Consider the following 24,151-nt stretch of genomic DNA (forward strand, 5'->3'; position numbering starts at 1 on the left):
ACAGAAGAGACCCGGACTGGAAACTGCCTGGCGGCACGCTTTGCCGACATGACAGACGGTGCATGGTCGGCGACTCGACCGGGGCGCACACCCCGGCAGGTGTCGACGCACTGCCCGTACTGCGCGCTTCAGTGCGGCATGGTGCTACGCGAGGACGACACCGGGGTGACGGTCCACCCCCGCCAGTTCCCCACCAACCGAGGCGGGCTCTGCCAGAAGGGTTGGACCGCCGCCGAACTGCTCGACCACCCGGAGCGGCTGACCACCCCCCTGGTGCGCGACCCCGCCACCGGTGCGCTGCACCCGGCAAGCTGGGACGTCGCCCTCGATCGGATCGTCGACGGCATCCGCGCCGTTCAGGACGATGCCGGCCGGGACGCGGTCGCCGTCTTCGGCGGCGGCGGGCTGACCAACGAGAAGGCGTACGCGCTGGGGAAGTTCGCCCGGATCGGGCTCCGCACCCGGCACATCGACTACAACGGACGGTTCTGCATGTCCTCGGCAGCGGCCGCCGGGATGCGTGCCTTCGGCATCGACCGAGGGCTGCCGTTCCCGCTCTCCGACCTGGGCCGGGCCGACACGCTGCTGCTGGTCGGCGCGAACCCGGCGGAGACCATGCCGCCGCTGGTGCGCTGGCTCACCGAGCAGCGCGGCAACGGAGGCCAGCTGATCGTCGTGGATCCCCGGGTCACCGCCACCGCCCGCCAGGCCGACCTGCACCTGCAACCACTGCCCGGCACCGACCTCGCGGTGGCCAACGCGCTGCTGCACATCGCGCTCACCGAGGGTTGGGTCGACCGGGAGTACGTGGCCGAACGCACCTCCGGGTTCGAGGCGGTCCGCCGCAGCGTCGCCGCCTGGTGGCCGGCCCGGGCGGAGCAGCTCTCCGGAGTGCCGGTGGCCGACCTGGAGGCGACCGCCCGCGCGCTGGGCACCGGCGGTCGAGTGATCATCCTTACCGCTCGTGGTGCCGAGCAGCACGCCAAGGGCGTGGACACGGTCACCGCGTACGTCAATCTCGCCCTCGCCCTCGGTCTGCCCGGCCGCGACGGTTCGGGGTACGGCTGCCTCACCGGCCAGGGCAACGGCCAGGGCGGGCGGGAGCACGGGCAGAAGGCCGACCAACTCCCCGGCTACCGGCGGATCGACGATCCGGTGGCCCGCGAGCACGTGGCCGGCGTCTGGGGGGTGCCGGCCGACGAGCTGCCCGGCCCGGGTGTGCCGGCCTACCAACTGCTCGACTCGCTCGGCACACCGGACGGCCCCCGGGCCCTGCTGGTGTTCGGCTCGAACCCGGTGATCTCCGCCCCCCGGGCGGCACGGATCGAGAGCCGGCTGCGCGACCTCGACCTGCTGGTCGTCGCCGATCTCCTGCTCTCCGAGACGGCTGCGCTGGCGGACGTGGTGCTGCCCACGGCGCAGTGGGCCGAGGAGGACGGCACCATGACCAACCTGGAGGGTCGGGTGCTGCGTCGGCGCGCGCTCCGCCCGCCCCCGCCGGACGTCCGGACCGACCTGGCCATCATCTCCGCCCTCGCAGCCCGCCTGGCCGCCGCCGAAGCGGTCGGCAGTGACGCGGTCGGCAGCGAACCAGCGGGCGGCGAGCGCGACACTGCGCGATCGGGTGCCGTTGCGGCGGCGCGGTTCCCCGCCGACCCGGCCGCAGTGTTCGCCGAGTTGCGCCGCGCCTCGGCCGGTGGGGCTGCGGACTACGCCGGCATCAGCTGGGCCCGGATCGACGACGCCGACGGCGTCTACTGGCCCTGCCCGACCGAGGACGGGCCGGACACGCCACGGCTCTTCGCCGACCGGTTCGCCACCCCGGACGGCCGAGCCCGGTTCCACCCCGTCGACCACCGACCGGCCGCCGAAGAGGTCAGCGCCGCGTACCCGCTGCACTTCACCACCGGCCGGGTGCTCGCGCAGTACCAGTCCGGCACCCAGACCCGCCGGGTGGCCGCGCTACGCCGCGCCGCCGGTGAGGCGTTCGTCGAGCTGCACCCCGACCTGGCCGCCCGGCTCGGCGTCGACGACGGAGACCCGGTGCGGGTCACCTCGCGCCGAGGTGAGTTGTGCGCCCCGGCCCGACTCAGCGCCGGGATCCGACCGGACACGGTGTTCGCCCCGTTCCACTACGCGGGGGCCGGGCGGGCCAACTCGGTGACAAACGACGCGGTGGACCCCATCTCCGGGATGCCCGAGTTCAAGATCTGCGCGGTCCGGGTGGAGAAGGCATGACCGCCCGGGTGGTCATCGTCGGCAACGGGATGGCGGGCGCCCGCCTCGCCGGCGAGCTGCATGCCCGGGAAGGCGACCGGAAGGTCACAGTGCTCGGGGCGGAGGCGCACCGGGCGTACAACCGGATCATGCTCTCCACCCTGCTGGCCGGCCGGGTCGACGAGCCGGACGTGGAGCTGACCGAGGCCGCCGGGCACGGCATCGACCTGCGCACCGGCGTAGCGGTGACAACTGTCGACCGGTCCGCCCGCGAGGTCCACACCGCCGACGGCGAACGGATCGCCTACGACCACCTGGTGCTGGCCACCGGCGCCCGGGCGGTGGTGCCGCCCCTGCCCGGCCTCGACCCGGCCGACCTGCCGGAGCGGGTGGTCCCCTTCCGGACCCTTGACGACTGCCGACGGATCATCGCCGCGGCGGACGGCGCGCGCAGCGCGTTGGTGCTCGGTGGTGGCCTGCTCGGCTTGGAGGCCGCCCGCGGGCTGGCCACCCGAGGGCTGAGCACGACCGTGGTGCACCCGCGCGGGCACCTGATGGAACGACAGCTCGACCCGGCGGCCGGCGCGGTGCTCGCCGGCACGCTTGCCAGCCTCGGCGTCACCAGCCAACTGGCGGTGCCGGCGATCGGCGTGGCCACCGACGCCACCGGTGTACGCCTCGACCTGGCCGACGGCCAGACGCTGCACGCCGACCTGCTGGTGCTCTCCTGCGGCGTCCGCCCGGACACCGCCCTCGCCCAGGCGGCCGGGTTGAGCGTCGGGCGTGGCGTGCTCGTGGACGACCGGCTCCGCACCAGCGACCGGTCCATCTCGGCGATCGGCGACTGCGCCGAACACGACGGGGTGCTCACCGGGCTGGTCGCACCCGCCTGGGCCCAGGCCCGGGTGCTCGCCGACGTGCTGACCGGGACGGACCCGCTGGCCCGGTACCGGCCCCGGCCGGTGGTGACCCGGCTCAAGGCGGCCGGGATCGACCTGGCCTCGATGGGCGACCCGGTGGGCGGCGGGCCGGGCGAGGAGCTGACCTTCACCGACCCGAGCCGGGGCACGTACGCCCGGTTGCGGATCAGGGACGAGCGACTGATCGGCGCGATCCTGCTCGGCGACAACCCGGCCGTCGGCACGGTGATCCAGCTCTTCGACCGGGGCCACCCGGTGCCGACCGACCGGCGGGCGCTGCTGCTGGGCCGGGCACTCGGCACTGTTGGCGCGGCACCGGCCGCGTCACCGGCACTGATGCCGGACGGGGCCACTGTCTGTCAGTGCAACACGGTGAGCAAGGGCGCTCTGGTGCGCAGCTGGCGCTCCGGGGCCCGGACGGTCGACGCGGTGGTGGCCGCGACCCGGGCCGGCACCGGATGCGGCGGTTGCCGCGACGCGGTGGGCGGCATCGTCGATTGGCTGAGCCAAGCGGAATCGGTGGAGGTGACGCGATGAACGGCGGCGAACTGGTCGTCATCGGCAACGGCATGGTCGGGCAGCGTTTCGTCGACGCGCTGCACGCCCGCGACCCGCAGGGGCGCTGGCGGGTGACCGTGCTGGCCGAGGAGGGGCGTCCGGCGTACGACCGGGTGCGGCTCTCGGCGTACTTCGACGGGGTGAGCGAGGACGCGCTCAACGTGCACACCCCGCACGACGGGGTGCGGCTGCGCCTCGGTGAGCCGGCCACCGGGGTCGACCGGGAGCGGCAGGTGGTGACCACCGCCGTGGGCGAGTACCACTACGACGCGCTGGTGCTGGCCACCGGGTCGTACCCCTTCGTGCCGCCGGTGCCCGGCGCCGAGCTGCCCGGGGTCTTCGTCTACCGAACCCTGGACGACCTGGCGGCGATCCGGGCGTACGCGCGGGGCCGGCGGGTCGGCGCCGTGATCGGCGGTGGGCTGCTCGGTCTGGAGGCGGCGAACGCCCTGCGGCTGCTCGGCCTGAGCACCGACGTTGTCGAGTTCGCGCCCCGGCTGATGCCCGTGCAGGTGGACCAGGCCGGCGGTGCGATGCTCCGCCGCTACGTCGACGACCTGGGTGTCCGAACCCATCTCGGGGTGGCCACCACGGCGATCCGGCCCGGCCCGGATGGCGCGGTCGCCGCCCTGGAACTGTCCGACGGAAGCGCTGTCGACACCGAGCTGGTGGTGGTGGCCGCCGGCATCCGGCCGCGCGACGAGCTGGCCCGGACGGCCGGTCTGCCGGTGGGTCCGCGCGGCGGGGTGCTTGTCGACGAGACGTGCCGCAGCGCCGACGAGCGGATCTGGGCGGTCGGTGAGTGCGCGGCGGTCGACGGCACCTGCCACGGCCTGGTCGCACCGGGGTACGCGACGGCCGAGGTGGTGGCCGACCGGCTGGTCGGTGGCGCGGCGACCTTCCCGGGCGCGGACACCGCCACCAAGCTCAAGCTGCTCGGCGTCGACGTGGCCTCGTTCGGTGACGCGCACGGCACGACTCCGGGCTGCCTGGACGTCACGTTCACCGACCCGGCCACCCGGGTCTACGCGAAGCTGGTCCTCTCCGACGACGCGCACACCCTGCTCGGCGGGGTGCTGGTCGGGGACGCCAGCGCGTACCCGACGCTGCGGGCCAGCGTGGGTGGTCCGCTGCCGGCCGCGCCACTGGCGCTGCTCGCCCCGGACGGCGGCGGCGCGGACGCCGGCGCGTTGCCCGCCGCCGCCCAGGTCTGCTCCTGCAACGCGGTGACCCGTGGCGACGTGGACGCCGCCATCGCCGACGGCTGCGCGGACGTGCCGGCGTTGAAGGCGTGCACCAGGGCCGGCACCAGTTGCGGCTCCTGCGTTCCGATGCTCAAGCAGCTCCTGGACGCGGCCGGGGTGGTGCAGTCCAAAGCGCTCTGCGAGCACTTCGACGTCAGCCGGCGGGAGCTGTTCGAGATCGTCCGCGTACGCGGCATCCGCACCTTCTCCCGGCTGGTCGCCGAGCACGGCCGGGGGCGCGGCTGCGACATCTGCAAGCCGGTGGTGGCGTCGATCCTCGCGTCGCTGGGCAGCGGGCACGTGCTCGACGGTGAGCAGGCTTCGTTGCAGGACACCAACGACCACTTCCTGGCCAACCTGCAACGCGACGGCAGCTACTCGGTGGTGCCCCGGATCCCGGGCGGTGAGATCACCCCGGAGAAGCTGATCGTGATCGGTGAGGTCGCCCGGGACTTCCGGCTCTACACGAAGATCACCGGTGGGCAGCGGATCGACCTGTTCGGGGCGCGGGTGGAGCAGTTGCCGCAGATCTGGCGGCGGCTGGTGGACGCCGGCTTCGAGTCCGGCCACGCGTACGGCAAGGCGCTGCGGACGGTGAAGTCCTGCGTGGGCGAGACCTGGTGCCGGTACGGGGTGCAGGACTCGGTGGGGTTGGCGGTGGCGCTGGAGCTGCGCTATCGGGGCCTACGCGCACCCCACAAGATCAAGTCAGCGGTCTCCGGTTGTGCCCGCGAGTGCGCCGAGGCACGCAGTAAGGACTTCGGCATCATCGCCACCGAGACCGGCTGGAACCTCTACGTCGGCGGCAACGGCGGCTTCCGGCCCCGGCACGCCGACCTGTTCGCCACTGATTTGTCGACAGAAACTCTGATTCGACTAATTGATAGATTCTTAGTGTATTACATCCGCACCGCCGACCGGCTGCAACGCACCGCCGGCTGGATCGAGGCGATGGACGGCGGCCTCGACCATCTCCGCTCGGTGATCGTGGACGACTCGCTGGGCCTCTGCGCCGACCTCGACGCGGCGATGGCCCGGCACGTGTCGTCGTACTCCGACGAGTGGCGCGACGTGCTGAACGACCCGGATCGGCTGCGCCGCTACACGTCGTTCGTCAACGCTCCGGACGTGCCCGACCCGTCGATCACCTTCGCGCAGGAACGCGGCCAGCCGGTACCCGTACGCGACCATCCCCCGACCGGACCCGAGCCGACAAACGGTCGGCGTCGGCAACCGGTCACCCTCGGCCTACCGGAGGTACGGCGATGACCCAGACCATCACGCTGACCTGGACCACCGTCTGCCTGCTCGACCAGTTGGAACCGGACCGGGGCGTCGCCGCCCTGGTCGACGACGTGCAGGTCGCCCTGTTCCGGACCGTGGACGGGCTGTTCGCGATCGACAACCGCGATCCGGTCTCCGGGGCGTACGTGCTGTCGCGGGGCATCGTGGGCAGCCGTGGCGGGGTGCCGACGGTCGCCTCGCCGCTGCACAAGCAGGTGTACGACCTGCGCAGCGGGCAGTGCCTCGACCTGCCGGGGGTGGCCGTCGGCCGGCACGACGCGCGCTCCCGCAACGGGCTGGTCGAGGTGCGGCTGCGACAGGAGGGTTGATGCGGGAAGAACTGGCGGGCTTCACCATCGGGGTGACCGCCGACCGGCGGCGCGACGAGTTGGCGGCGCTGCTCGAGCGGCGAGGCGCCCGGGTGGTGCTCGCCCCGGCGTTGCGGATCGTGCCGCTGTCCGACGACACCGAGCTGCGCGAGGCGACCCGTGCCTGCCTCAACCAGCCGCCGGACATCCTGATGGCCAACACCGGCATCGGCATGCGCGGCTGGCTGGAGGCGGCCGAGGGCTGGGGGCTGGCCGAGCCGCTGCGCTCGGTGCTGGCCAGCTCGTACGTGGTGGCCCGCGGCCCGAAGGCGCGCGGCGCGATTCGTGCGGCCGGGCTGCACGACCAGTGGTCGCCCGTCTCGGAGAGTTGCGACGAGGTCGTCGACCACCTGCGCCGGCGCGGCGTGGCCGGGCAGGTGATCGCCATGCAGCTGCACGGTGAGCGGCAGCCCGACTGCACGCTCGCGCTGGAGGCGGCCGGCGCCACGGTGATCGAGGTGCCGGTCTACCGGTGGGCACCGCCGACCGACCCGACGCCGCTGCACCGGTTGATCGACCTGATCATTGGCCGGTTGGTGGACGCGGTGACCTTCACCTCGGCACCCGCTGTGGAGGCCCTCCTGCGAGCCGCCGGGGACCGTACCGACGCTGTGGTGTCCGCGTTCCGCGGCGATGTCCTGGCCAGCTGCGTCGGCGCGGTGACCGCCGAGCCGCTGCTGCGGCGCGGGGTGCCGGTGAGCGCGCCGGGCCGAGCCCGGCTGGGCGCGCTGGTGCGGACCATCGTCGACGAGCTGCCCCGCAGGACCGTGACGTTCAAGGCCGGCGGGCACCTGCTCACGCTGCGCGGGCACGCCGCCGTGATCGACGGTGAGTTACGGCCACTCGCCCCCGCCCCGATGGCGGTGCTGCGGGCGCTCGCCCAGTCTCCCGGTCGGGTGCTGTCCCGCACGGCGCTGCTGCGGACGCTGCCCCGGGGCGCGGACGAGCATGCGGTCGAGATGGCAGTGGCCCGCCTCCGGGCCGGCCTGCACGCACCGCGCGTGGTGCAGACCATCGTGAAGCGCGGCTACCGGCTCCGGGTCGACTGACGCGCCACGGCCGGCCGGTGGGCGCCGGCCGTGACGCGACGCATCAGCCGACCGGCGTGGGGAAGCCCCGCCCGTGCTCGGCCTGGAGCCGCAGCATGGCGTGCTCGACGACAGTCACCAACACCTGCTTGACCGAGTCCCGGTGCCGGGCGTCGGTCATCACCAACGGCACCTGCGGCGAGATGGCCAGCGCCTCGCGGACCTCCTCCAGCTCGTACTGGGGAGCGCCGTCGAACCGGTTGAGCGCCACCACGTACGGCAGGTTGCGGTTCTCGAAGTAGTCCAGCGGGGCGAACGCGTCGGCGATCCGGCGCGTGTCCACAAGCACCGCGGCACCCACGGCACCTCGGATGATCTCGTCCCACATGAACCAGAACCGGGTCTGACCGGGTGTACCGAAGAGGTACAGGATCAGGTCCTGGGCCATGGTGATCCGGCCGAAGTCCATGGCGACCGTGGTGGTCTCCTTGCCCGGCACCTTCGACGGATCGTCGATGCCGACACCGGCCGCGGTCATCAACGCCTCTGTGGTCAGCGGTGTGATCTCGGAGATCGCCCCGACCAGTGTCGTCTTGCCGACGCCGAAGCCGCCCGCGACGACGATCTTCGCGGAGACGATTCCCCGGCCTGGCCGCCCCCCAGCGGGGTCATAGCCTGCGAAGTCCACTTAGCACCCTTCCAAGCAGTTCCATCCGCTCCTCGAACCCCTCGGCGGGAGCAGCAGTGTGTAACGTCAGCAGGCTCTCGGTCACCATGTCGGCGACCAACACCCGGGCGACGCCAAGCGGCATCCGGGTATACGCGGCGATCTCCGCCAACGACTGTGCTCGGCCCTCACAGACCGTGGCGATGCGGTGCTTGTCGTGCCCGGCGAAGCGGGACTCGGCGACCTGGGTGAGAGACGCGGTGAGGACAGCCTCGAGGGCAATGTCCTGACGAGGTTCGGTACGACCCCGGGTGACCGCGTACGGACGTACCAGTGCGCCGCGCGGGTCAGCGCGTCGTTGGTCCATCCCTGATCACCTCCTCGTTCCCGGTGGAGCCGGTGTGTGCCGCCTCCCGTCCCTGACTCGGCGCGCGGTCGAGCGCCCTTCCGTGGTGCTACGAGCGCACCGCGTCCCGCGGCAGCGGCACCAGCGCGGCACCCACCCGCTCGACCAGCAGCGCCATCTCGTAGCCCACCTGGCCCACGTCGCAACTGCGCGCGGCCAGCACGGCCATCGACGAACCGTCGCTGATCGACATCAGGAAGAGGTACCCGCTGTCCATCTCGATGACTGTCTGCAACACCCCACCGGCGCTGAACATCCGGGCAGCGCCCTCGGTCAGGCTCACCACGCCGGAGGTGATCGCGGCGAGCTGGTCGGCCCGGTCCCCCGGCAGATCCCGGGAGGACGCGAGCAGGAGCCCGTCGGCGGACACCGCCACCACGTGGGCGATGCCCGCCACGCTGTCGGCGAAGTTGGTGAGCAGCCAACCCATGTCCTGCATGGCAGCTGGCCTGTTCATCGGCTCTCCTTGGTCGAGGTGCTGTTCAGATCCGTTCCGGCCGTCCGACCACGTTGTACACCGCGGTGGTAGGCCGACAACAGACCGCGTACTTCATCGGGGGTCCGCCGGCTGCGGTCCCGGCCGCTCTTCGGTTCGATGCCGCCCGGCACGAGCTGCGCCTGCGGCACCCGCTTGGGCAACCCGGAGCGGGTGGTCCCGGCCGCGGCCGGCTCGGCGGCCCGGCTGGCCCGGGACCAGCCCTCGTCGGCCGCCGTCCGCCAGGCATCCGGGTCCACCTGCGGGGCGGCCGGGGCGGCGGGGGCGGGGGCGGGGGCGGGGGCGGCCGGCCGGGCGGCCGGAGACGGGGCGTACGACGGTGGCGTACCGAGCCCACCGGTGGTCGCGCTGCCTCGGCCCGAGGTGCCCGGCCCGGTGGCGCCGTCGGTGTTGGAGCTGCCCGGCGTGCGCGTCGGCAGGGGCGGTCGGGCCGGTGCCGTGGCCGGCGCCGCGGCGGCACTCCGCTGAGCGCGCGGCCCGGCCTCGGCCGGAGCGGCGGTGACGGGCGGCGGCGGCTCGTCGAACTTGGGCCGGGTGAAGATCGCCGTGGCGTCGTCGCCGTGCGACCGGAACCAGACCGCCTCCATCTCCCGGAAGATCGGCGCCTCGGCGGGGAAGTCGGGCCGGGTGCTGACCGGTGCGACGGGCACCGACGGCGCGGGAGGCGGTGCCACCGCGCCAGCGCCGGCGACCGGCCCGACCGGCAGACCCGGTGCGTTTCGCCCGTCCGCGGCATCCGCGGTCGAGCCACGCCGGGGCAGCGGATCGATTGTCGGGTAGGCCACCGTCGGGCCGCCCGACGAGGCGCCCGCGCTGTTGCTGTACGCGGGTCGCGCCGGCGGAGGCGGGGTGGCGGGCGCCGGGGCGGCCGCGGGCGGCACCGTCGAGCGGGCACCGGAGTAGCCACCCGCCTGCACGGCCGGGGTGGTGTCCCGCGAGTCCAGCGGCGACTGCCACTGGGCGGGAGCCGGCGTGTTGGTGCGCCACTGGTCCGGCAGCGTCGCCGCCGAGGTCGCGGCACCGGCGAACTGTTCGGTGTGACCGGCCGGGGTGAGCGGCGTCTGCTCCACGGCCATCGGCTGACGCGGCCGGGTGAGCACCTGCTCACGGCCCCGGTTGCTGGGCAGCACCACGGTGGCGGCGGGCAACGTCACCTGGGCGACGGTGCCGCCCTCGACGTTGCGGCGCAGCTCCACCCGGACGCCGTAACGGGAGGCGAGCCGACTGACCACGGCCAGACCCATCAGCCGGAACGCGGCGACGTCGACGCTCGGCGGGGCGGCCAGCCGGCGGTTGAGCGAGTCGAGCTGCTCGTCGGTGAGGCCGAGCCCACGGTCCTCGATCTGGATCAGGACGTAGTCGCGGATCCGCCGACCGTCGGCGACCACTGTGGTGTTCGGCGGTGAGAACCGGGTGGCGTTGTCGAGCAGTTCGGCGACGAGACGAACCACGTCGTTGACGGCGTGCGCGGCGACCGAGATGTCGGTGTCGACAGTTCCGAACTCGATGCGGTTGTAGAGCTCCACCTCGGACTGGGCGGCGCGCAGCACGTCCACCACCAGCGCGTCTTCGCGACGCGGGACGGCGGAGTCGGCGCCGGCCAGGACCAGCAGGTTCTCGTCGTTGCGGCGCATTCGAGTGGCCAGGTGGTCAAGCTCGAAGAGCTGCGCGAGCCGCTTCGGGTCCTCCTCACCGCGCTCGATCGCGTCCAGCTCGCCGATCATGCGGTCGACCAGGGTCTGACTACGACGTGCCAGGTTGAGGAACATCGCCGAGACGCTGGTACGCAGCGCGGCCTGCTCGGCGGCGACCCGCACCGCCTCCCGGTGGACGACGTTGAAGGCCAGCGCCACCTGGCCGACCTCGTCGCGGCTGTTGAGCTGGATCGGGTCACGAACCTGGCGGACGATCTCGTCCACCCCGCCGTCGCCCACGCTGCCCATGTTCTGCAGCCGCCGCACCGCGTCGGGCAGGTCGTGGTTGGCCACCGAGAGGGCGCCCTCACGGAGCCGGCGTAGCGAGTGGTTGAGCGAGCGGGCCAGCACCACGGCCAGCGACACGGCGATGATCAGGGTCAGCAGCACCAGGATCGACTCGATCACGGCCTGCCGGATGACGTCCGAGCGTGCCGTGTCGGCCTGCTGGAGCAGTCGGTCCTGCAGTTGGATCTCGGCCCAGCGCATCAGGTCGTTCACGGCGCCGATGGCGGCGGTGGCGTCCTGTGCGGTGACCAGCGGGCGCTGCCCGACCGATCGGGTGATGTCGGTGGCGACCCGGTCGGCCAGGCCGACCGCGTCACCGGAGACGGTGCTGTCGACGAGGGCACGCTGCACCGGGTCGGCGGCCAGCGAGAAGGCGACCAGGGCCTCCTGTTGGCTGGTCAGCGTGGCCACGAAGGAGGAGAACTGCTCCGAGTCGAGTTGGCCCGCCGTCAGCGCGGTGAACGCGACAGCATCCTCCTCGGCGACGGAAGCCTTGGCGCGGGCGAAGGCGGAGACCGCGCGGCGGCTGTCCGCCAGGCTCTCGTCGCCGGGCAGCTGGGCCAGCCCGTCACCGTAGGCGACCAGGTCGGTCAGGATGACGCCGTAGCGGAGGACGGCCTCGGCCACCGCCATCTGCCGGCGGTCCAGCACCTTCTGACGGGTGCCGTCCAGAGTGGCCAGGTGGTCGTCGATGGCGGCCAGGCGGTCCCGCAGGGCCGTCGGCACATCGCCGATCCGGCTCCGCTCGGCGCGGTACTCGTCCACCTGCTGCTGCGTCTGGCGGACCCGCAGGTTGTACGCGTCGGCCGGCTGCTGCGGGCTGGCCAGGTAGGCCGCCGCGGCCATCCGCTCGGCCTGGAGGTCCTGGGTCAGCGCGCTGACGTCGATGGAGAGGGCCGTCAGTGACCGGGCTCGGGTGGCGTCGAAGGCACCCTCGCCGACGGAGACCAGCCGTACCGTGGCCAGCGCGATCACCGCCGCCACCGGGACGACCAGGATCAACGCCAGTTTGGACCGGATCCGGGCGTCCCGCAGCCTCGGCATCCGCCGGCGCGTGGGCCGAGCGCTGTCGCCGAGCGCGGGCAGGGTCGTCGGTCCGGTGCTCACGACATCGCCTCCGTCGTTTCTTCCCCGCCTGACCCACCGAGCCATGCCGTAGGCGGAGGGGACCACGCGCGGCACGGTCGCGATTTCATCAGAGATGATCCTGTTTGGGAAGCCGCAGTGAGGTAGAAAACGGTCGGACTGAGCGCATCCCGCGATCCGGGCAACTGATACCTTCATTTCCGCAAGCCCCTGAACAGGGCATGTAACTCCTGAGTGGTCACGCGTGCATGCAAAGTGAGCTTTTGCAAACATTGCGTTACCCCAGCATGTGGGATGACCGTCCCGAAAATGCTACCGGGGTCCGCGCTTGACCACAGCGCCGGCCATTGGCAAGGTTTTGCAGGCTTCGCGCACACCGTACGGCAGAGGAGATCCCGTCTTCCACTGAGGACGGATTAGCGGCGGTGACCGGGCAGCGCCCGCGCCCGCACCTGGAGGACTGAGTTGAGCCCCATCCGCTCCGCGACCATCGCGGCGCTCGCATCGGCCGTAGTGGCCACCACGCTCACCGGCTGCCAGTTTGGCGGGACAGAGCAGGACACGAGTCCGATCGTGATCGCCGCCGACCTCGAACTCTCCGGCGCCTCCGCCCCCGTCGGACGGGCATACCAGCGCGCGCTGGAGCTCAAGAGGGACCAGTTGAACTCCTCCGGAGCACTGAACAACCGGAAGATCGAACTGAAGGTGAAGGACAACCGTTCCGACTCGGCCGAGTCACTTCGCAACATCGTCGACTTCAGCAGCGATTCTCGGGTCAGCGCCATCATCATGGGTGGCTGCAACGAATGCGCAGTCGGTGCGGTCGGAACCATCAACGAGAAGCGGATTCCCACCATTGCGCTCGCCGCTTCCGGCGCCATAACCAGCCCGGTCGCCGAACGGCGTTACGTGTTCAAGCTCGGCCCTAACGCCCCGGACAGCGCGGCCGCGCTGACCACCGAACTGCGTCGCAACAACATCCGCAAGGTGGGCGCGCTCGTCAGCGACGACGACTACGGCCAGGAGGGCGCGACCGCGCTCAAGAGCGAGTTGGACAAGGCCAACATCACGTTCCGCGAGCAGCGGGTCAAGACCACCGACACGGACGTCAGCCAGCAGATCCAACAGCTCGCCTCGGGCAAGCCCGACGCGCTGGTCTTCTGGACCCCGCCGGAGCAGGCGACACTGGCTGCCACCAGCGCTTCGCAGACCACCTTTCGCGGGTCGCTCTTCTTCGACGCGGGTGCGGCTGGTGACCTCTTTCTCGGCGCGGCGGCCAGGGCGACCGAGCGGGCCACCCTGATCTTCACCCAGACGATGGTGATCGACGACGTCATCGCGACGACCCCGGCCAAGGCGGCGCGGCGGCAGTGGTTCCAGGACTACACCGCGCGCTTCGGCGGCTACAACGGGTCCTCGTCCTTCGCGGCGGACGCCGTCCAGCTGATCGCCGACGCGGAACTTCGCGCCGGTGGTGAGGTCGGGAAGGTGGACCGCAACGGCATTCGGGACGTGCTCGAAACGTCCCAGATGGACGGCCTGTCGGGCCCGATCCGAATGACGCCGGACAACCACAGCGGGCTGATGCCGCAGGCGCTCACCACGCTTGTCGCCCGTAACGGCCGCTGGCGCCTGGCGGGGTAACCGGGACACTCCGACACCCCAACCTCACGAAAACCGAGTCGATCAAGAAAGGGCCGGCCTCCTGACGGGGAGGCCGGCCCTACGCATTCCGAATCTTGATCTTGCGGTGGGTCAGCGGCTGCTTGTGGTTTCCCGCACCCAGGGCAGAGCGATCCGCTCGATCAGCAGGAGCGCCGAGTAGAGCAGAATGCTCACCAACGCCACCAACATGATCGCCGCCCACGCGGTGGCGGTGTCACCGACGCCGGCGTACTGCGTGATGACGTAGCCGAGGCCACTCTCACCGGCCTGGAACTCACCGATCACCGCGCCGATCGCGGCCAACGGCATGGCCACCTTGAGCCCGACGAAGATCTGCGGCAACGCGGCCGGGAAGCGCACCTTGCGGAACGCCTGCCAGCGGGAGGCGTTCCAGGAGCGCACCAGCTCGGCCAGATCAGCCGGCGTGGTGGTGAGCCCGGTCGCGGTCGAGAGCACGATCGGAAAGAAACAGAGCAGGAACACCATGGTCAGGATCGGTCTCTGACCCCAACCGAGCGCCACCACCAACAACGGGCCCAGCGTGATCTTCGGCACCGCGTTCACCGCGACCAACAGTGGGGTGAACATCCGCTCCACCGTCCCGGAGCTGGCCAGGGACAGTCCGATCAGGACACCGGCCACCGCCGAGAGCGCGAAGCCGATCAGGATCTCCAGCATGGTGGCCCAGGTGTGCTCCAGCATCTGGGCGGGCTTGTCGACGAACGCGGTGAGCACGTCGCCAGGCGGCGGCAGCGCCGCGGGATGGACCAGTTCCAGCCGGGCGATCAGCCACCACGCCGCCAGGGCGATCAGGAGGCCCGCCGCGGGCAGCAGCGCCGCCCCGGCCCCGGCGCGGAGACCGGCACCTCGACCCGCCCGCCCAGCCCCGGGTCCGACACCCACGGGTGGGGGTGCCGCCACCGCCGGGTCCACCGACCGGACGTCGGTCATCTTGTCCTCCTCGAAATCGCACGGCCCCCGGGGGCCGACGAGCGACGGGGGTACGCCCCACCGGAAGTCGGCGGGACGCACCCCCTGGTGACGACCGGACGATCAGGCCTTCGGCGCGAGGCTGAAGTCGATGATCTGCTCGGGGGTGATGTTCTGCTTGAGCGCGCCCGCGCCCTGCAGGATCGCGATGCTCTTGGCGACCCGACCGCTGTCCAGGGTGCCGATCGCGGTACCGGTGTTGCCGGAACGGACGTACGCGGCCATCAGCTCCAGCTCGGCGGCGGCGGCGACCGGGTTGGCGGCGTCGACGTTCTTCTTCAGGATCTCGCCGGCCTCCTTGGAGTTGGCCAGGCTGTACTCCAGGCCCTTGAGCAGCGCCGCGGTGAACCTCTTCACCATCTCGGGCTTCTCCTTGGCGGTCTTGGAGGAGGTGATCAGCACGTTGCCGTAGAGGTCCTGCATCACGTTGCTGTACGGCAGCATGACGGCCTTCTTCTTGGCCACCGCCTCGATGGTCGGCTGACCGACGACGAACTGGCCGATGCCGTCCACCGAACCGGAGGCGAGCGTGCCGATCAGTGCCTGCGCCTCACCGTTGACCCAGGTCACCTTGCTCGCGTCCACGCCGGCGAGCCGGGCGTACGTCGGGAAGAGGTTGCGGACCACGGACCCGGGCGTGTCGGCGAGCTTCTTGCCCTCCAGGTCCTTCGGGGAGGCGATGTTCTTGCCCTCCACCGAGGCGATGCCGGCCATGGTGCGCTGCTGGATCGCGGCCACCACTGTGAAGTCCTTCGCCTGGCCGTTGCCGACCTGGAGCAGACCACCGGTGAGGTCGATCGGGCCGAAGTCGGCCTGACCTCCGACGACGGTCTGGATCACACCACCGGTGCCCTGACCAGCCTTGATCTCGACGTCGAAGCCGGCGTCCTTGAAGAAGCCCTTCTCCTTCGCCACCCAGGCGTAGGAGTCACGGCCGAAGTTACCGAAGGAGGTCAGGTAGGTCACGTTCTCCAAGGCCCCGCCCTTGCCGCCCTTGGCGTCGTCAGACGAGTCCGACCCGCTGCTGCAGGCGGAAACGAGAGCGAGGGCGGTGGCCAGCGCGGCCGTAGCGACCGTACGGGTCAGCCTTCTCATCAGTGCACCATGTCCTTTCCGACCGGGGCCGGCAGGCCACCGGAGGGGGTTGTCGTGACGGGCCGGCGGAAGGGGTGGAAGCCGGGCGCCGCCGTAGTGGGGGGACTCTTCGCGGGCACAGCGTACGAGAAACCCACACTTGCGACGCCAGGCGTATCGGGTTGCGGAACGGAAACAACCTCATGACCACCCCGGACGGTGCGATACGCCGACAGGCCGGCTAGCCTTTGCCCGATTCCTGACCGTCCACTCAGCGGAGGTACGCCGGAGATGATCCAACTGGCCGGGGTGTCCCGTACCTTCGAAGGCCGATCAGGCCGGGTCGAAGCGCTGCGTGGCATCGACCTCGACGTCGCCGAGGGTGAGTTCGTCGCCGTACTCGGTCGCTCCGGCTGCGGCAAGTCCACCCTGCTGCGGCTGATCGCCGGGCTGCTCCCGCTGACCGCCGGTGAGATCACCGTGGCCGGCACGCCGATCTCCCGTCCCCGCCAGGACATCGCCATGCTGTTCCAGAAGCCGGCGCTGCTGCCCTGGCGCACCGTGCTGGACAACGTCCTGCTGCCGGTGGAGATCTTCGGCTGGAGCCGCGCCAAGCACCGCGAGCGCGCCCGGCAACTGCTCGACGTGGCCGGGCTGGCCGGTTTCGAGAAGCGGCTGCCGCACGAACTCTCCGGCGGCATGCAGCAGCGGGTGTCGCTGTGCCGGTCGTTGATCGGCGAGCCCCGGGTGATGCTGATGGACGAGCCGTTCTCCGCGCTGGACGCGCTCACCCGCGAGGAACTCTCCGGCGAACTCCAGCGGATCCACATGGAGAACAAGCCGACAATCGTCTTCGTCACCCACTCGATCGACGAGGCGGTGCTGCTCGCCGACCGGGTGGTCGTGCTGAGCCCCCGCCCCGGCCGGATCCGCAAGGTGGTGGACGTCACCATCCCCCGGCCGCGCACCCTCGGCCGCAACGCCCACCTGGCCGATGTCGCACGCGTCAGCGCCGACCTCCACGAGCTGCTGATGGAACGCGACAAGCCGGCCGCGGCCGGCGCGGAAGGACGATGAACATGCGGGTGTCGGTCTTCACCGAGCCGAACCGCGGCGCCAGCTACGACACGCAGCTCCGGTTCGCCCGGCTGGTCGAGGCCTGCGGGTACGAGGGCTTCCTCCGCGCCGACCACTACCAGTCGATGGGCGCCGACCCGGGCCTACCCGGTCCGACGGACGCCTGGCTGACCCTCGCCGCGCTGGCCCGGGAGACCCAGCGGATCAGGCTCGGCACCCTGGTGACGTCGGCCACCTTCCGGCTGCCCGGCCCGCTCGCCGTGATGGTCGCGCAGGTCGACCAGATGAGCGGCGGCCGGGTCGACCTCGGCATCGGCGCCGGCTGGTACGAACGCGAGCACACGTCATACGGAATTCCGTTCCCGCCGGTCGGCGAGCGCTTCGACCGGCTGGCCGAGCAGCTTGAGGTGATCACCGGGCTGTGGCGGACGCCGTCCGGGAAGACCTACAGCTTCAGCGGCGACCACTACCGCCTGGTGGACGCGCCGGCCCTGCCCAAGCCGGTGCAGGTGCCCGGACCACCGATCATCGTGGGTGGGCGCGGCCCCAAGCGCACCCCCGAGCTGGCCGCCCGGTACGCCGACGAGTTCAACATGCCGTTCAAATCCGTGGCGGACACCGCCGAGGCGTTCGACCGGGTGCGGGAGGCGTGCGAGCGCACCGGTCGGACGGAGTCCGGTCGGGCGCCGCTGGTGCTCTCCGCCGGGATCGTCGTGGCCATCGGACGGACCGACGCCGAGGCCCAGCGGCGGGCCGCGCCTCTGCACGAGAAGAGCGCGCTGCCGCCGGAGGACCCGGTGGTCGGCTCGCCCGCGCAGCTCGCGCAGCGGATCGGCGAGTTCGCCGCCATCGGTGCCACCCGCGTCCACCTGCGCCTGATCGACTTCGCAGACCTCGACCACCTTGAGCTGATCGCCGCCGAGGTGCTCCCCCAACTGGACGGAGAACGATGACCGACGTGATCGACGGAACCGAACTCGGGCCGGTGGGCCAGGAGATCGTGTACGAGAACGACCGGGTCCGGGTCTGGCACATCCGGCTTGAGCCGGGTGAGCGGCAGCCGCTGCACCGGCATGACCACCCGTACCTGGTGGTGGCGATCGAGGGCGCGAAGAACGTCGTACAGACCATCGACGGCACCCGCATCGACGCCGACGAGCCCACCGGCGGAGTCGTCTACCGGGACCCCGGGGCCGTACACATGCTCACCAATGTCGGAGACACGACTTACCTGGCCCGACTGGTCGAACTCAAGTAGACCCGCCGAACGCGAGCCGGCGCGCCGCGCGGCGCGCCGGTGGCGGTCGGGTGTACGGGGTGCGTAACGTGCCGGACATGGCCTTTCGGACCTGGGGCAGACTGCTGCTCACGGCGCTCGGGGTGAGCGTGCTGGCCGGGGCCGGCCAGCTCGGCGTCGCGTACGGTTTCGGCATCGTCCGGCTGACCGGCGCCTTCACCGGTACGACCGTCAACCAGTGGCCGGCCCAGCTCGTCTGGGTGGGCTGGTTCGCCGCGAACGCCGCCGTCGCCGGCGCTGTCCTGACCGGACGCCTCGCGCGCAGCGATGCTCCGGCGGCCAGCACCCGCAGGCAGTTGGCGATCGGCGGCGCGGCGGCGCTCGGCGCCACCGTCATCGCCCCGCTCTGCATGCAGCCCGCCCGCGCCGCGGAGCTGATCTCCGTCGACCCGGTCTGGGCGGTGGGCATCTGCGCCGTACTGGGCGCGGTGATCGGGGCGGGCGCCGCGATCGCCGTGCTGCTCCGGCCCGAGCTGGGCTGGAACATGGCGGCGGTGGCCGGCGTGGTCTGGGTGCTGGCGCTGATCTCCGTCCTGCCGTCGCTCGGCACGGCCGGCCCGGTGCCGACCGTCCGGCTCGGTGTGCTGGAGCCGAGCTGGCTGAGCGACACCGCAGCACAACGGCTGGCGCTGCTCCTGCTGCCCACCGTGGCACTGCTGGCCGGGGCCGCGACCGCCGGATTGGCTCGCTGGCGGGGGCAGGAGCCACTGATCAGCGGGGCGACCGGGGTGGCCGGTCCGGTGCTTGTGGCGTTCGCCTACCTGACCGCCGGCCCGGGCGACTCCGTGGACCGCTACCAGGTGAATCCCTACTACGGCTCATTGATCGCCATCCTCGCCGGCGCGCTCGGCGCGGCCGCCGCCGCGCTGCTGCGCTGGCCGACGGGCGCCCGCACCGCGGATTCGCAGGCGATCGAGCCCAGCGACATCCTGCGCGCGCTGCCCACCGGCCCGGCCCTGCCCAACACCGCGTCGTCGGGTCCGGCGAACGACCCGGACGCCGCCGAGCGGGCCGCCGAGCCCTCGGCCGACACGGAGCCGGTCGGGTCACCCGCCGGCCGGGAGCTGGCCGGCACCACTTCAGGTCCGCGTGCCGCAGACGGCCCCGATGGCGTACGCACCGTGCCGGCGCACTGGGACTGGCCGGCGACCCCCGCGAGCGGCCAGCATGGTGCGGCCCCTGCCGCTCCGGCGACGTCCGCGGCCTGGCTGACCGATCCGACCGGCGAGTTCACCGCCGCGAGGCAGACGCCCCCGGCGAGCCGGGACGATGTCACCTCCCCGGCCGAGACCACCGTCAGCAGTCCGACCGATGTCACAGCGACCAGCAGCCCGACCGATGTCACCCCGACCAGCACCACGGCCGGACGCGCCGCCCCCACGACTCCGACAGGTGGTCCCGCAGCCGACGGGCCGACCGCCGGCACCGCGGCGGGCACGAGCGGTGGGCGGACCGGCGGACGCACCACCCGCAAGGACACCGTCACCACCGCCCCGACCAACTCGGCCCGGACCAACACGGCCCGGACCAGCTCGGACACGCCCAGCCCCGGCACCGCCAGCACGGGCGTGAGCACCGCCAGCACGGGCACGAGCACCGCCAGCACGAGCACCGCCAGCACGGGCACGAGCACGGCCAGCACCGCCAGCACGGGCACGAGCACCGCCAGCACGGGCACGGGCACGAGCACGGCCAGCACGGGAGCAGCCGACGCGAGCGCCGCCAGCACGGCAAAGGCCGGCGCGAACGCCGCCGACACGGACAGGGCCAGCACGGGAACCGCCGACACGGGCGGGGCCGAGCCTGGCACCGCCGAGGCACCGTTGACTGTCAAGCCGCGTCGAGCCCGTAAGCCGAAGGCCAGCCCGCTCGACGCCACCACCAACCCAACCGACAGCACGTCGGGGTCGAAGCCCACCGACGAGACGGCTGCCGGCACTGCCGTGCCAGACAAGGAGGGCCGGGACACCACGTCCGGCCCGACCACCGAGGCCACCCCGACCACCGCAACCCCCACGGGGGCAACGGCCCCGACCACGAGAACTGGTCGGACGAGAACCCCCGCGACCCCGACCACCACCACCGGTCCGACGAAAACCCCCATCCCGACCACCACCGGTCCGACCGAGGCACCGGCTACGCCCGCCGGCACCAAGGCAGCGGCGGCCGATCCGCCGCGTACCCCGGACGTCGTCGGCGCCGGTCCCACCGCGCGACCGGCCGACCCGACCAGGGAGTCGGCGGCCGCCGGGGCTGGCGGAACCAACAGCGCGCGGCCCACCACCGAGGACGGTCCCGCCGCCAGCGGCCCGGACGCGGTCCGCTGGACGCCAGCGCCGTCGGCCTGGCCGGTCACCCCGGCCTGGACGGTGCCACCGCAGGCTTCCGAGTCGGGGGCCGCCGCGGCGGAGCCGCCAATCGGCCCGGACGAGTCGACCGGGCAGACGCCGAAGCCCCGGCACCGGGTGCCGCTGCCGGATCTGAGCCGGGCCGGCACCTGGAACGCGTTCGACACCTCCCGCCGGGCCGGCCCGACGGGGTCGCCGGACAGCTCGACGGCCCGGCCGGCGACGGCCGGCTCGGCCGCGGCCAGCGAGTTGGCCCCTCCGACCAGACACCCGGTCCCTGCGGAGTCTCCCGTCGTGCCGCGCACGGCTGGCACGCCCACCGGCACCGGCGAGCCGGCAAACACCACCGACCGGGCAGGCACCGACGACCCAGCAAGCATCAACAACCGGGAAGGCACCGACGACCCGGTGCCCACCGACGCGACACCGGCCGCGCCGACCCCCGCGAAGGTGGCCGAGCAGCCGTCCCGGCGTGGACGGCTCGGCGGGCTGTTCCGCCGCAACAAGTCCCGGAGCGACGAGAAGGGCTCGGAGGCGTCGGACGCTACGGAGGCCCTGCCGGCCCAGGACGAGGAGTTCGTCGACTGGGTCGCCGGTCTGGGCAAGCCGGTGTCGGACAACGAGCCCGAACAGGAGAATGGCCGACGCTCACTGCGCTCCACCGGGCGACACCACCGCGACTGACCCGCCGGCCAACGGGCCGGAACGTCGATCGTGGCGGTGGATCACCTCGGGACGTTCTGCCACCTGCGCCACCGGTCGATGCCCCTGCAAGCTTGCCTTTGCTCTGCACCCACCCATGCACCAATTACGGACCGTAGGTGTCGCATGGGTGGGTGCAGAGCAAGGGGGCGGCTGGTACTACCCCGGTCGTCGCGGCCGTCTGGGGCACGGCGGGTCGCGCCGGCTGGTCTGCCGCGCGCGGTGCGTGGGCGCCGACTGACCGGCGCGGGTCCGGTCAGGCCAACGGCAGGTAGACCCGGCCGCCGCCGGAGACGAACTCCTCCGACTTGTCCTTCATGCCGCGCGCCGCGTACTCCTTGAGCTCCTGGGTGATCTTCATGGAGCAGAACTTCGGGCCGCACATCGAGCAGAAGTGCGCCGTCTTCGCCGGCTCGGCCGGCAGCGTCGCGTCGTGGTACGAGCGCGCCGTCTCCGGATCCAACGAGAGGTTGAACTGGTCCTCCCAGCGGAACTCGAACCGTGCCTTCGACAGCGCGTCGTCCCAGTCCTGCGCGCCGGGGTGCCCCTTGGCCAGGTCCGCCGCGTGTGCCGCGATCTTGTACGCGATCACGCCCGCCTTCACGTCGTCCCGGTCCGGCAGGCCGAGGTGCTCCTTCGGCGTGACGTAGCAGAGCATGGCGGTGCCGAACATACCGATCATCGCGGCGCCGATCGCCGAGGTGATGTGGTCGTACGCCGGTGCGATGTCCGTGGTCAGCGGGCCGAGCGTGTAGAAGGGCGCCTCGTGGCACCACTCCTGCTGGAGGTCCACGTTCTCCTTGATCTTGTGCATGGGCACGTGACCGGGACCCTCGATCATCACCTGCACGTCGTGCTCCCAGGCGACAGTCGTCAGCTCGCCGAGGGTGCGCAACTCGGCGAACTGCGCCGCGTCGTTGGCGTCGGCGATCGAACCGGGCCGCAGCCCGTCACCGAGAGAAAACGTCACGTCGTAGCGCGCGAGCAGCGCACACAGCTCCGCGAAGTTGGTGTAGAGGAAGTTTTCCTCGTGGTGGGCCAGACACCACGCCGCCATGATCGAGCCGCCCCGGGAGACGATGCCGGTCACCCGATCCACGGCCAGCGGCACGTACGGCAACAGCACCCCGGCGTGCACCGTCATGTAGTCCACGCCCTGCTCGGCCTGCTCGATCACGGTCTCCCGGAACACCTCCCAGCTCAGCTTCACCGGGTCGCCGCCGACCTTCTCCAACGCCTGGTAGATCGGCACCGTCCCGATCGGCACCGGCGAGTTCCGCACGATCGCCTCGCGGGTCTCGTGGATCCGCTTCCCGGTGGACAGGTCCATCACGGTGTCGGCGCCCCACCGGGTGGCCCAGGTGAGCTTCTCCACCTCCTCGGCGACCGACGAGCTGACCGCCGAGGTGCCGATGTTGGCGTTCACCTTGACCAGGAACGCCTTGCCGATGATCGCCGGCTCGCACTCCGGGTGGTTCACGTTGAGGGGCAGCACCGCCCGACCCGCGGCGATCTCGGCCCGGACCAGTTCCGGGTCGACGTTCTCCCGGATCGCCACGAACTCCATCTCCGGCGTCACCACACCGGCCCTCGCGTACGCGAGCTGCGTCGGCCGGCGACCGTCCGCGCCGGCGAGCGGCGTACCCGCACCCCGTGCCGGCGCCACGTCACCACGTTCGGCAATCCAGGGACCTCGCAATGCGGGCAACCCCACCGATGGGTCCGACCCCGGGCCGGACGTGTCGTAGAGCCGCACCGGCGGAAGATCCCCGGTCAGCTCCACCTCCGCGAACGGCACCCGCACATCCGGCCGCGAACCCTCGACGTACACCTTGCCTCGTGCCTGCATGACAGCCTCCCTGGTGATCAAGCGGACCAGCCGAAGTGGTCCAGCGGTCCACGCCCCGCGCCCAGCTCCCAACCCCGTGCGCCGGTCAGCGCACGGAGCACGTACTCCTTCGCGGCCCCCACCGCCGCCGGCACCGGATCGCCCAGCGCGAGCCGCACGGCGATCGCCGCCGAAAACGAACACCCGGTGCCGTGGGTGTGCCGGGTGTCCACCCGGGGGGCGCGCAGCAGCGTGGTCACACCGCCGCCGTGCAGCACGTCGACCGCCTCGCCGCCGTCCAGGTCGCCGCCCGTGACCACGACGTACTCCGGGCCGCCGGCCGCGAGGGCCTCGGCGGCCACGACCATCCCGGCCACGTCGTCCACCGGGCGTCCGGTGATGGCCGCGGCCTCCGCGCAGTTCGGCGTCGCCACCCTGGCGTACGGCAGCAGCCGCTCCACCGCGCCCACCACGCCGAGCCGGTGTCCACTGGTGGCGACCAGTACCGGGTCGACGACGAGCTGGGGCAACCGACCGCCCCGGGCGGCCTCGGCCACCGCGTCGGCGACCGCCGGGGTGCCGAGCATCCCCGTCTTGACCGCGCGCACTGTGAAATCCGTGAGTACGCTGTCCAGCTGCTCGACGACAGTGCGCGGCGGTAGCGGCAGCACGGCGTCGACACCCCGGGTGTTCTGGGCGGTGACCGCGGTGAGGACGCTCGTGCCGTACGCGCCCAGCGCCGCGAAGACCTTGAGGTCGGCCTGGATGCCCGCGCCGCCACCGGAGTCCGAGCCGGCGATGGTCAGCACTGTGCTCGGTGTCATGTCTCCTCCCTGGTGGTTGCGGTTTGGGGCTGCGGCCGACCGTGCCCACTCCGGGCGGTCAGGCTTGATCCCTGCGTGGGCACGGTCGGC

General features: G+C 72.1%; 18 protein-coding genes. 10 read left to right on the forward strand and 8 right to left on the reverse strand.

Annotated features, from left to right (window positions below; translation table 11 throughout):
* The first annotated feature begins 48 nt into the window (after positions 1 to 48).
* The 5 genes from ABZU25_RS27320 to ABZU25_RS27340 are packed head-to-tail and all read left to right on the forward strand — an operon-like array spanning position 49 to position 7,640.
* Positions 49 to 2,238 (forward strand): molybdopterin oxidoreductase family protein, encoded by a 2,190-nt coding sequence (locus tag ABZU25_RS27320; RefSeq protein ID WP_355032225.1) that lies wholly within the window; start codon positions 49 to 51, stop codon positions 2,236 to 2,238.
* The gene (locus tag ABZU25_RS27325) at positions 2,235 to 3,674 is read left to right on the forward strand and encodes an FAD-dependent oxidoreductase (RefSeq protein WP_355032226.1); all 1,440 of its coding nucleotides are present in this window, start codon (positions 2,235 to 2,237) and stop codon (positions 3,672 to 3,674) included. Before ABZU25_RS27320 ends, ABZU25_RS27325 begins: the two co-directional genes overlap by 4 nt.
* The gene (nirB, locus tag ABZU25_RS27330; RefSeq protein WP_355032227.1) at positions 3,671 to 6,208 is read left to right on the forward strand and encodes a nitrite reductase large subunit NirB; all 2,538 of its coding nucleotides are present in this window, start codon (positions 3,671 to 3,673) and stop codon (positions 6,206 to 6,208) included. Before ABZU25_RS27325 ends, nirB begins: the two co-directional genes overlap by 4 nt.
* Entirely contained in the window at positions 6,205 to 6,552 is a 348-nt protein-coding gene (nirD, locus tag ABZU25_RS27335) for a nitrite reductase small subunit NirD (RefSeq protein ID WP_355032228.1), read from the forward strand. The genes nirB and nirD overlap by 4 nt, the downstream gene beginning before the upstream one ends.
* On the forward strand, positions 6,552 to 7,640 hold the full coding sequence (locus tag ABZU25_RS27340; protein ID WP_355032229.1) for a uroporphyrinogen-III synthase: 1,089 nt from the start codon (positions 6,552 to 6,554) through the stop codon (positions 7,638 to 7,640). The genes nirD and ABZU25_RS27340 overlap by 1 nt, the downstream gene beginning before the upstream one ends.
* A 43-nt stretch (positions 7,641 to 7,683) precedes the next feature.
* On the opposite strand, the gene ABZU25_RS27345 is transcribed toward ABZU25_RS27340, so the two are convergent.
* From ABZU25_RS27345 to ABZU25_RS27360, 4 genes are all read right to left on the reverse strand, one after another.
* Positions 7,684 to 8,307: an ATP/GTP-binding protein gene (locus tag ABZU25_RS27345; protein ID WP_355032230.1), complete on the reverse strand. Its 624-nt coding sequence runs from the start codon at positions 8,305 to 8,307 to the stop codon at positions 7,684 to 7,686.
* Complete coding sequence (locus ABZU25_RS27350) at positions 8,288 to 8,653, reverse strand: DUF742 domain-containing protein (RefSeq protein WP_355032231.1); 366 nt, start codon at positions 8,651 to 8,653, stop codon at positions 8,288 to 8,290. The genes ABZU25_RS27345 and ABZU25_RS27350 overlap by 20 nt, the downstream gene beginning before the upstream one ends.
* Before the next feature lie 88 nt (positions 8,654 to 8,741).
* Positions 8,742 to 9,149 carry a roadblock/LC7 domain-containing protein gene (locus tag ABZU25_RS27355; RefSeq protein ID WP_007465177.1) on the reverse strand — a complete coding sequence of 136 codons (408 nt, stop codon included), beginning with the start codon at positions 9,147 to 9,149 and terminating at the stop codon, positions 8,742 to 8,744.
* Positions 9,146 to 12,277 carry a sensor histidine kinase gene (locus ABZU25_RS27360; RefSeq protein WP_355032232.1) on the reverse strand — a complete coding sequence of 1,044 codons (3,132 nt, stop codon included), beginning with the start codon at positions 12,275 to 12,277 and terminating at the stop codon, positions 9,146 to 9,148. Before ABZU25_RS27360 ends, ABZU25_RS27355 begins: the two co-directional genes overlap by 4 nt.
* 444 nt (positions 12,278 to 12,721) lie before the next feature.
* On the opposite strand from ABZU25_RS27360, the gene ABZU25_RS27365 reads away from it, so the two are divergent.
* Positions 12,722 to 13,900 carry an ABC transporter substrate-binding protein gene (locus tag ABZU25_RS27365; RefSeq protein ID WP_355032233.1) on the forward strand — a complete coding sequence of 393 codons (1,179 nt, stop codon included), beginning with the start codon at positions 12,722 to 12,724 and terminating at the stop codon, positions 13,898 to 13,900.
* A gap of 111 nt (positions 13,901 to 14,011) precedes the next feature.
* On the opposite strand, the gene ABZU25_RS27370 is transcribed toward ABZU25_RS27365, so the two are convergent.
* Together ABZU25_RS27370 and ABZU25_RS27375 are read right to left on the reverse strand one after the other, a co-directional pair.
* The gene (locus tag ABZU25_RS27370) at positions 14,012 to 14,872 is read right to left on the reverse strand and encodes an ABC transporter permease (RefSeq protein ID WP_355032234.1); all 861 of its coding nucleotides are present in this window, start codon (positions 14,870 to 14,872) and stop codon (positions 14,012 to 14,014) included.
* A 102-nt stretch (positions 14,873 to 14,974) separates the two neighbouring features.
* Entirely contained in the window at positions 14,975 to 16,006 is a 1,032-nt protein-coding gene (locus ABZU25_RS27375) for an ABC transporter substrate-binding protein (protein ID WP_355032235.1), read from the reverse strand.
* Positions 16,007 to 16,276: 270 nt separating this feature from the next.
* Between ABZU25_RS27375 and ABZU25_RS27380 the strand changes: the two genes are divergently transcribed.
* The 4 genes from ABZU25_RS27380 to ABZU25_RS27395 all read left to right on the forward strand — a co-directional run bounded on the left by ABZU25_RS27380 (position 16,277) and on the right by ABZU25_RS27395 (position 21,391).
* Positions 16,277 to 17,062, forward strand: coding sequence for an ABC transporter ATP-binding protein (locus tag ABZU25_RS27380; protein WP_355032236.1), 786 nt, complete (start codon positions 16,277 to 16,279; stop codon positions 17,060 to 17,062).
* A gap of 2 nt (positions 17,063 to 17,064) precedes the next feature.
* A complete protein-coding gene (locus ABZU25_RS27385) occupies positions 17,065 to 18,015 on the forward strand; it encodes an LLM class F420-dependent oxidoreductase (protein WP_355032241.1) in 951 nt (316 codons plus the stop codon).
* Entirely contained in the window at positions 18,012 to 18,320 is a 309-nt protein-coding gene (locus tag ABZU25_RS27390; protein ID WP_007465195.1) for a cupin, read from the forward strand. Before ABZU25_RS27385 ends, ABZU25_RS27390 begins: the two co-directional genes overlap by 4 nt.
* Positions 18,321 to 18,397: 77 nt before the next feature.
* On the forward strand, positions 18,398 to 21,391 hold the full coding sequence (locus tag ABZU25_RS27395; RefSeq protein ID WP_355032237.1) for a hypothetical protein: 2,994 nt from the start codon (positions 18,398 to 18,400) through the stop codon (positions 21,389 to 21,391).
* 274 nt (positions 21,392 to 21,665) lie between these two features.
* Here the strand turns inward: ABZU25_RS27395 and thiC are convergent, their stop codons facing one another.
* Both thiC and thiD read right to left on the reverse strand, forming a co-directional pair.
* Positions 21,666 to 23,258 (reverse strand): phosphomethylpyrimidine synthase ThiC, encoded by a 1,593-nt coding sequence (thiC, locus tag ABZU25_RS27400; RefSeq protein ID WP_355032238.1) that lies wholly within the window; start codon positions 23,256 to 23,258, stop codon positions 21,666 to 21,668.
* A 17-nt stretch (positions 23,259 to 23,275) separates the two neighbouring features.
* Positions 23,276 to 24,061 (reverse strand): bifunctional hydroxymethylpyrimidine kinase/phosphomethylpyrimidine kinase, encoded by a 786-nt coding sequence (gene thiD / locus ABZU25_RS27405; protein WP_355032239.1) that lies wholly within the window; start codon positions 24,059 to 24,061, stop codon positions 23,276 to 23,278.
* Positions 24,062 to 24,151: the final 90 nt, after the last annotated feature.

Origin of the sequence: Micromonospora sp. NPDC005215 (assembly GCF_040607915.1) — a bacterium.
GTDB lineage: Bacteria > Actinomycetota > Actinomycetes > Mycobacteriales > Micromonosporaceae > Micromonospora.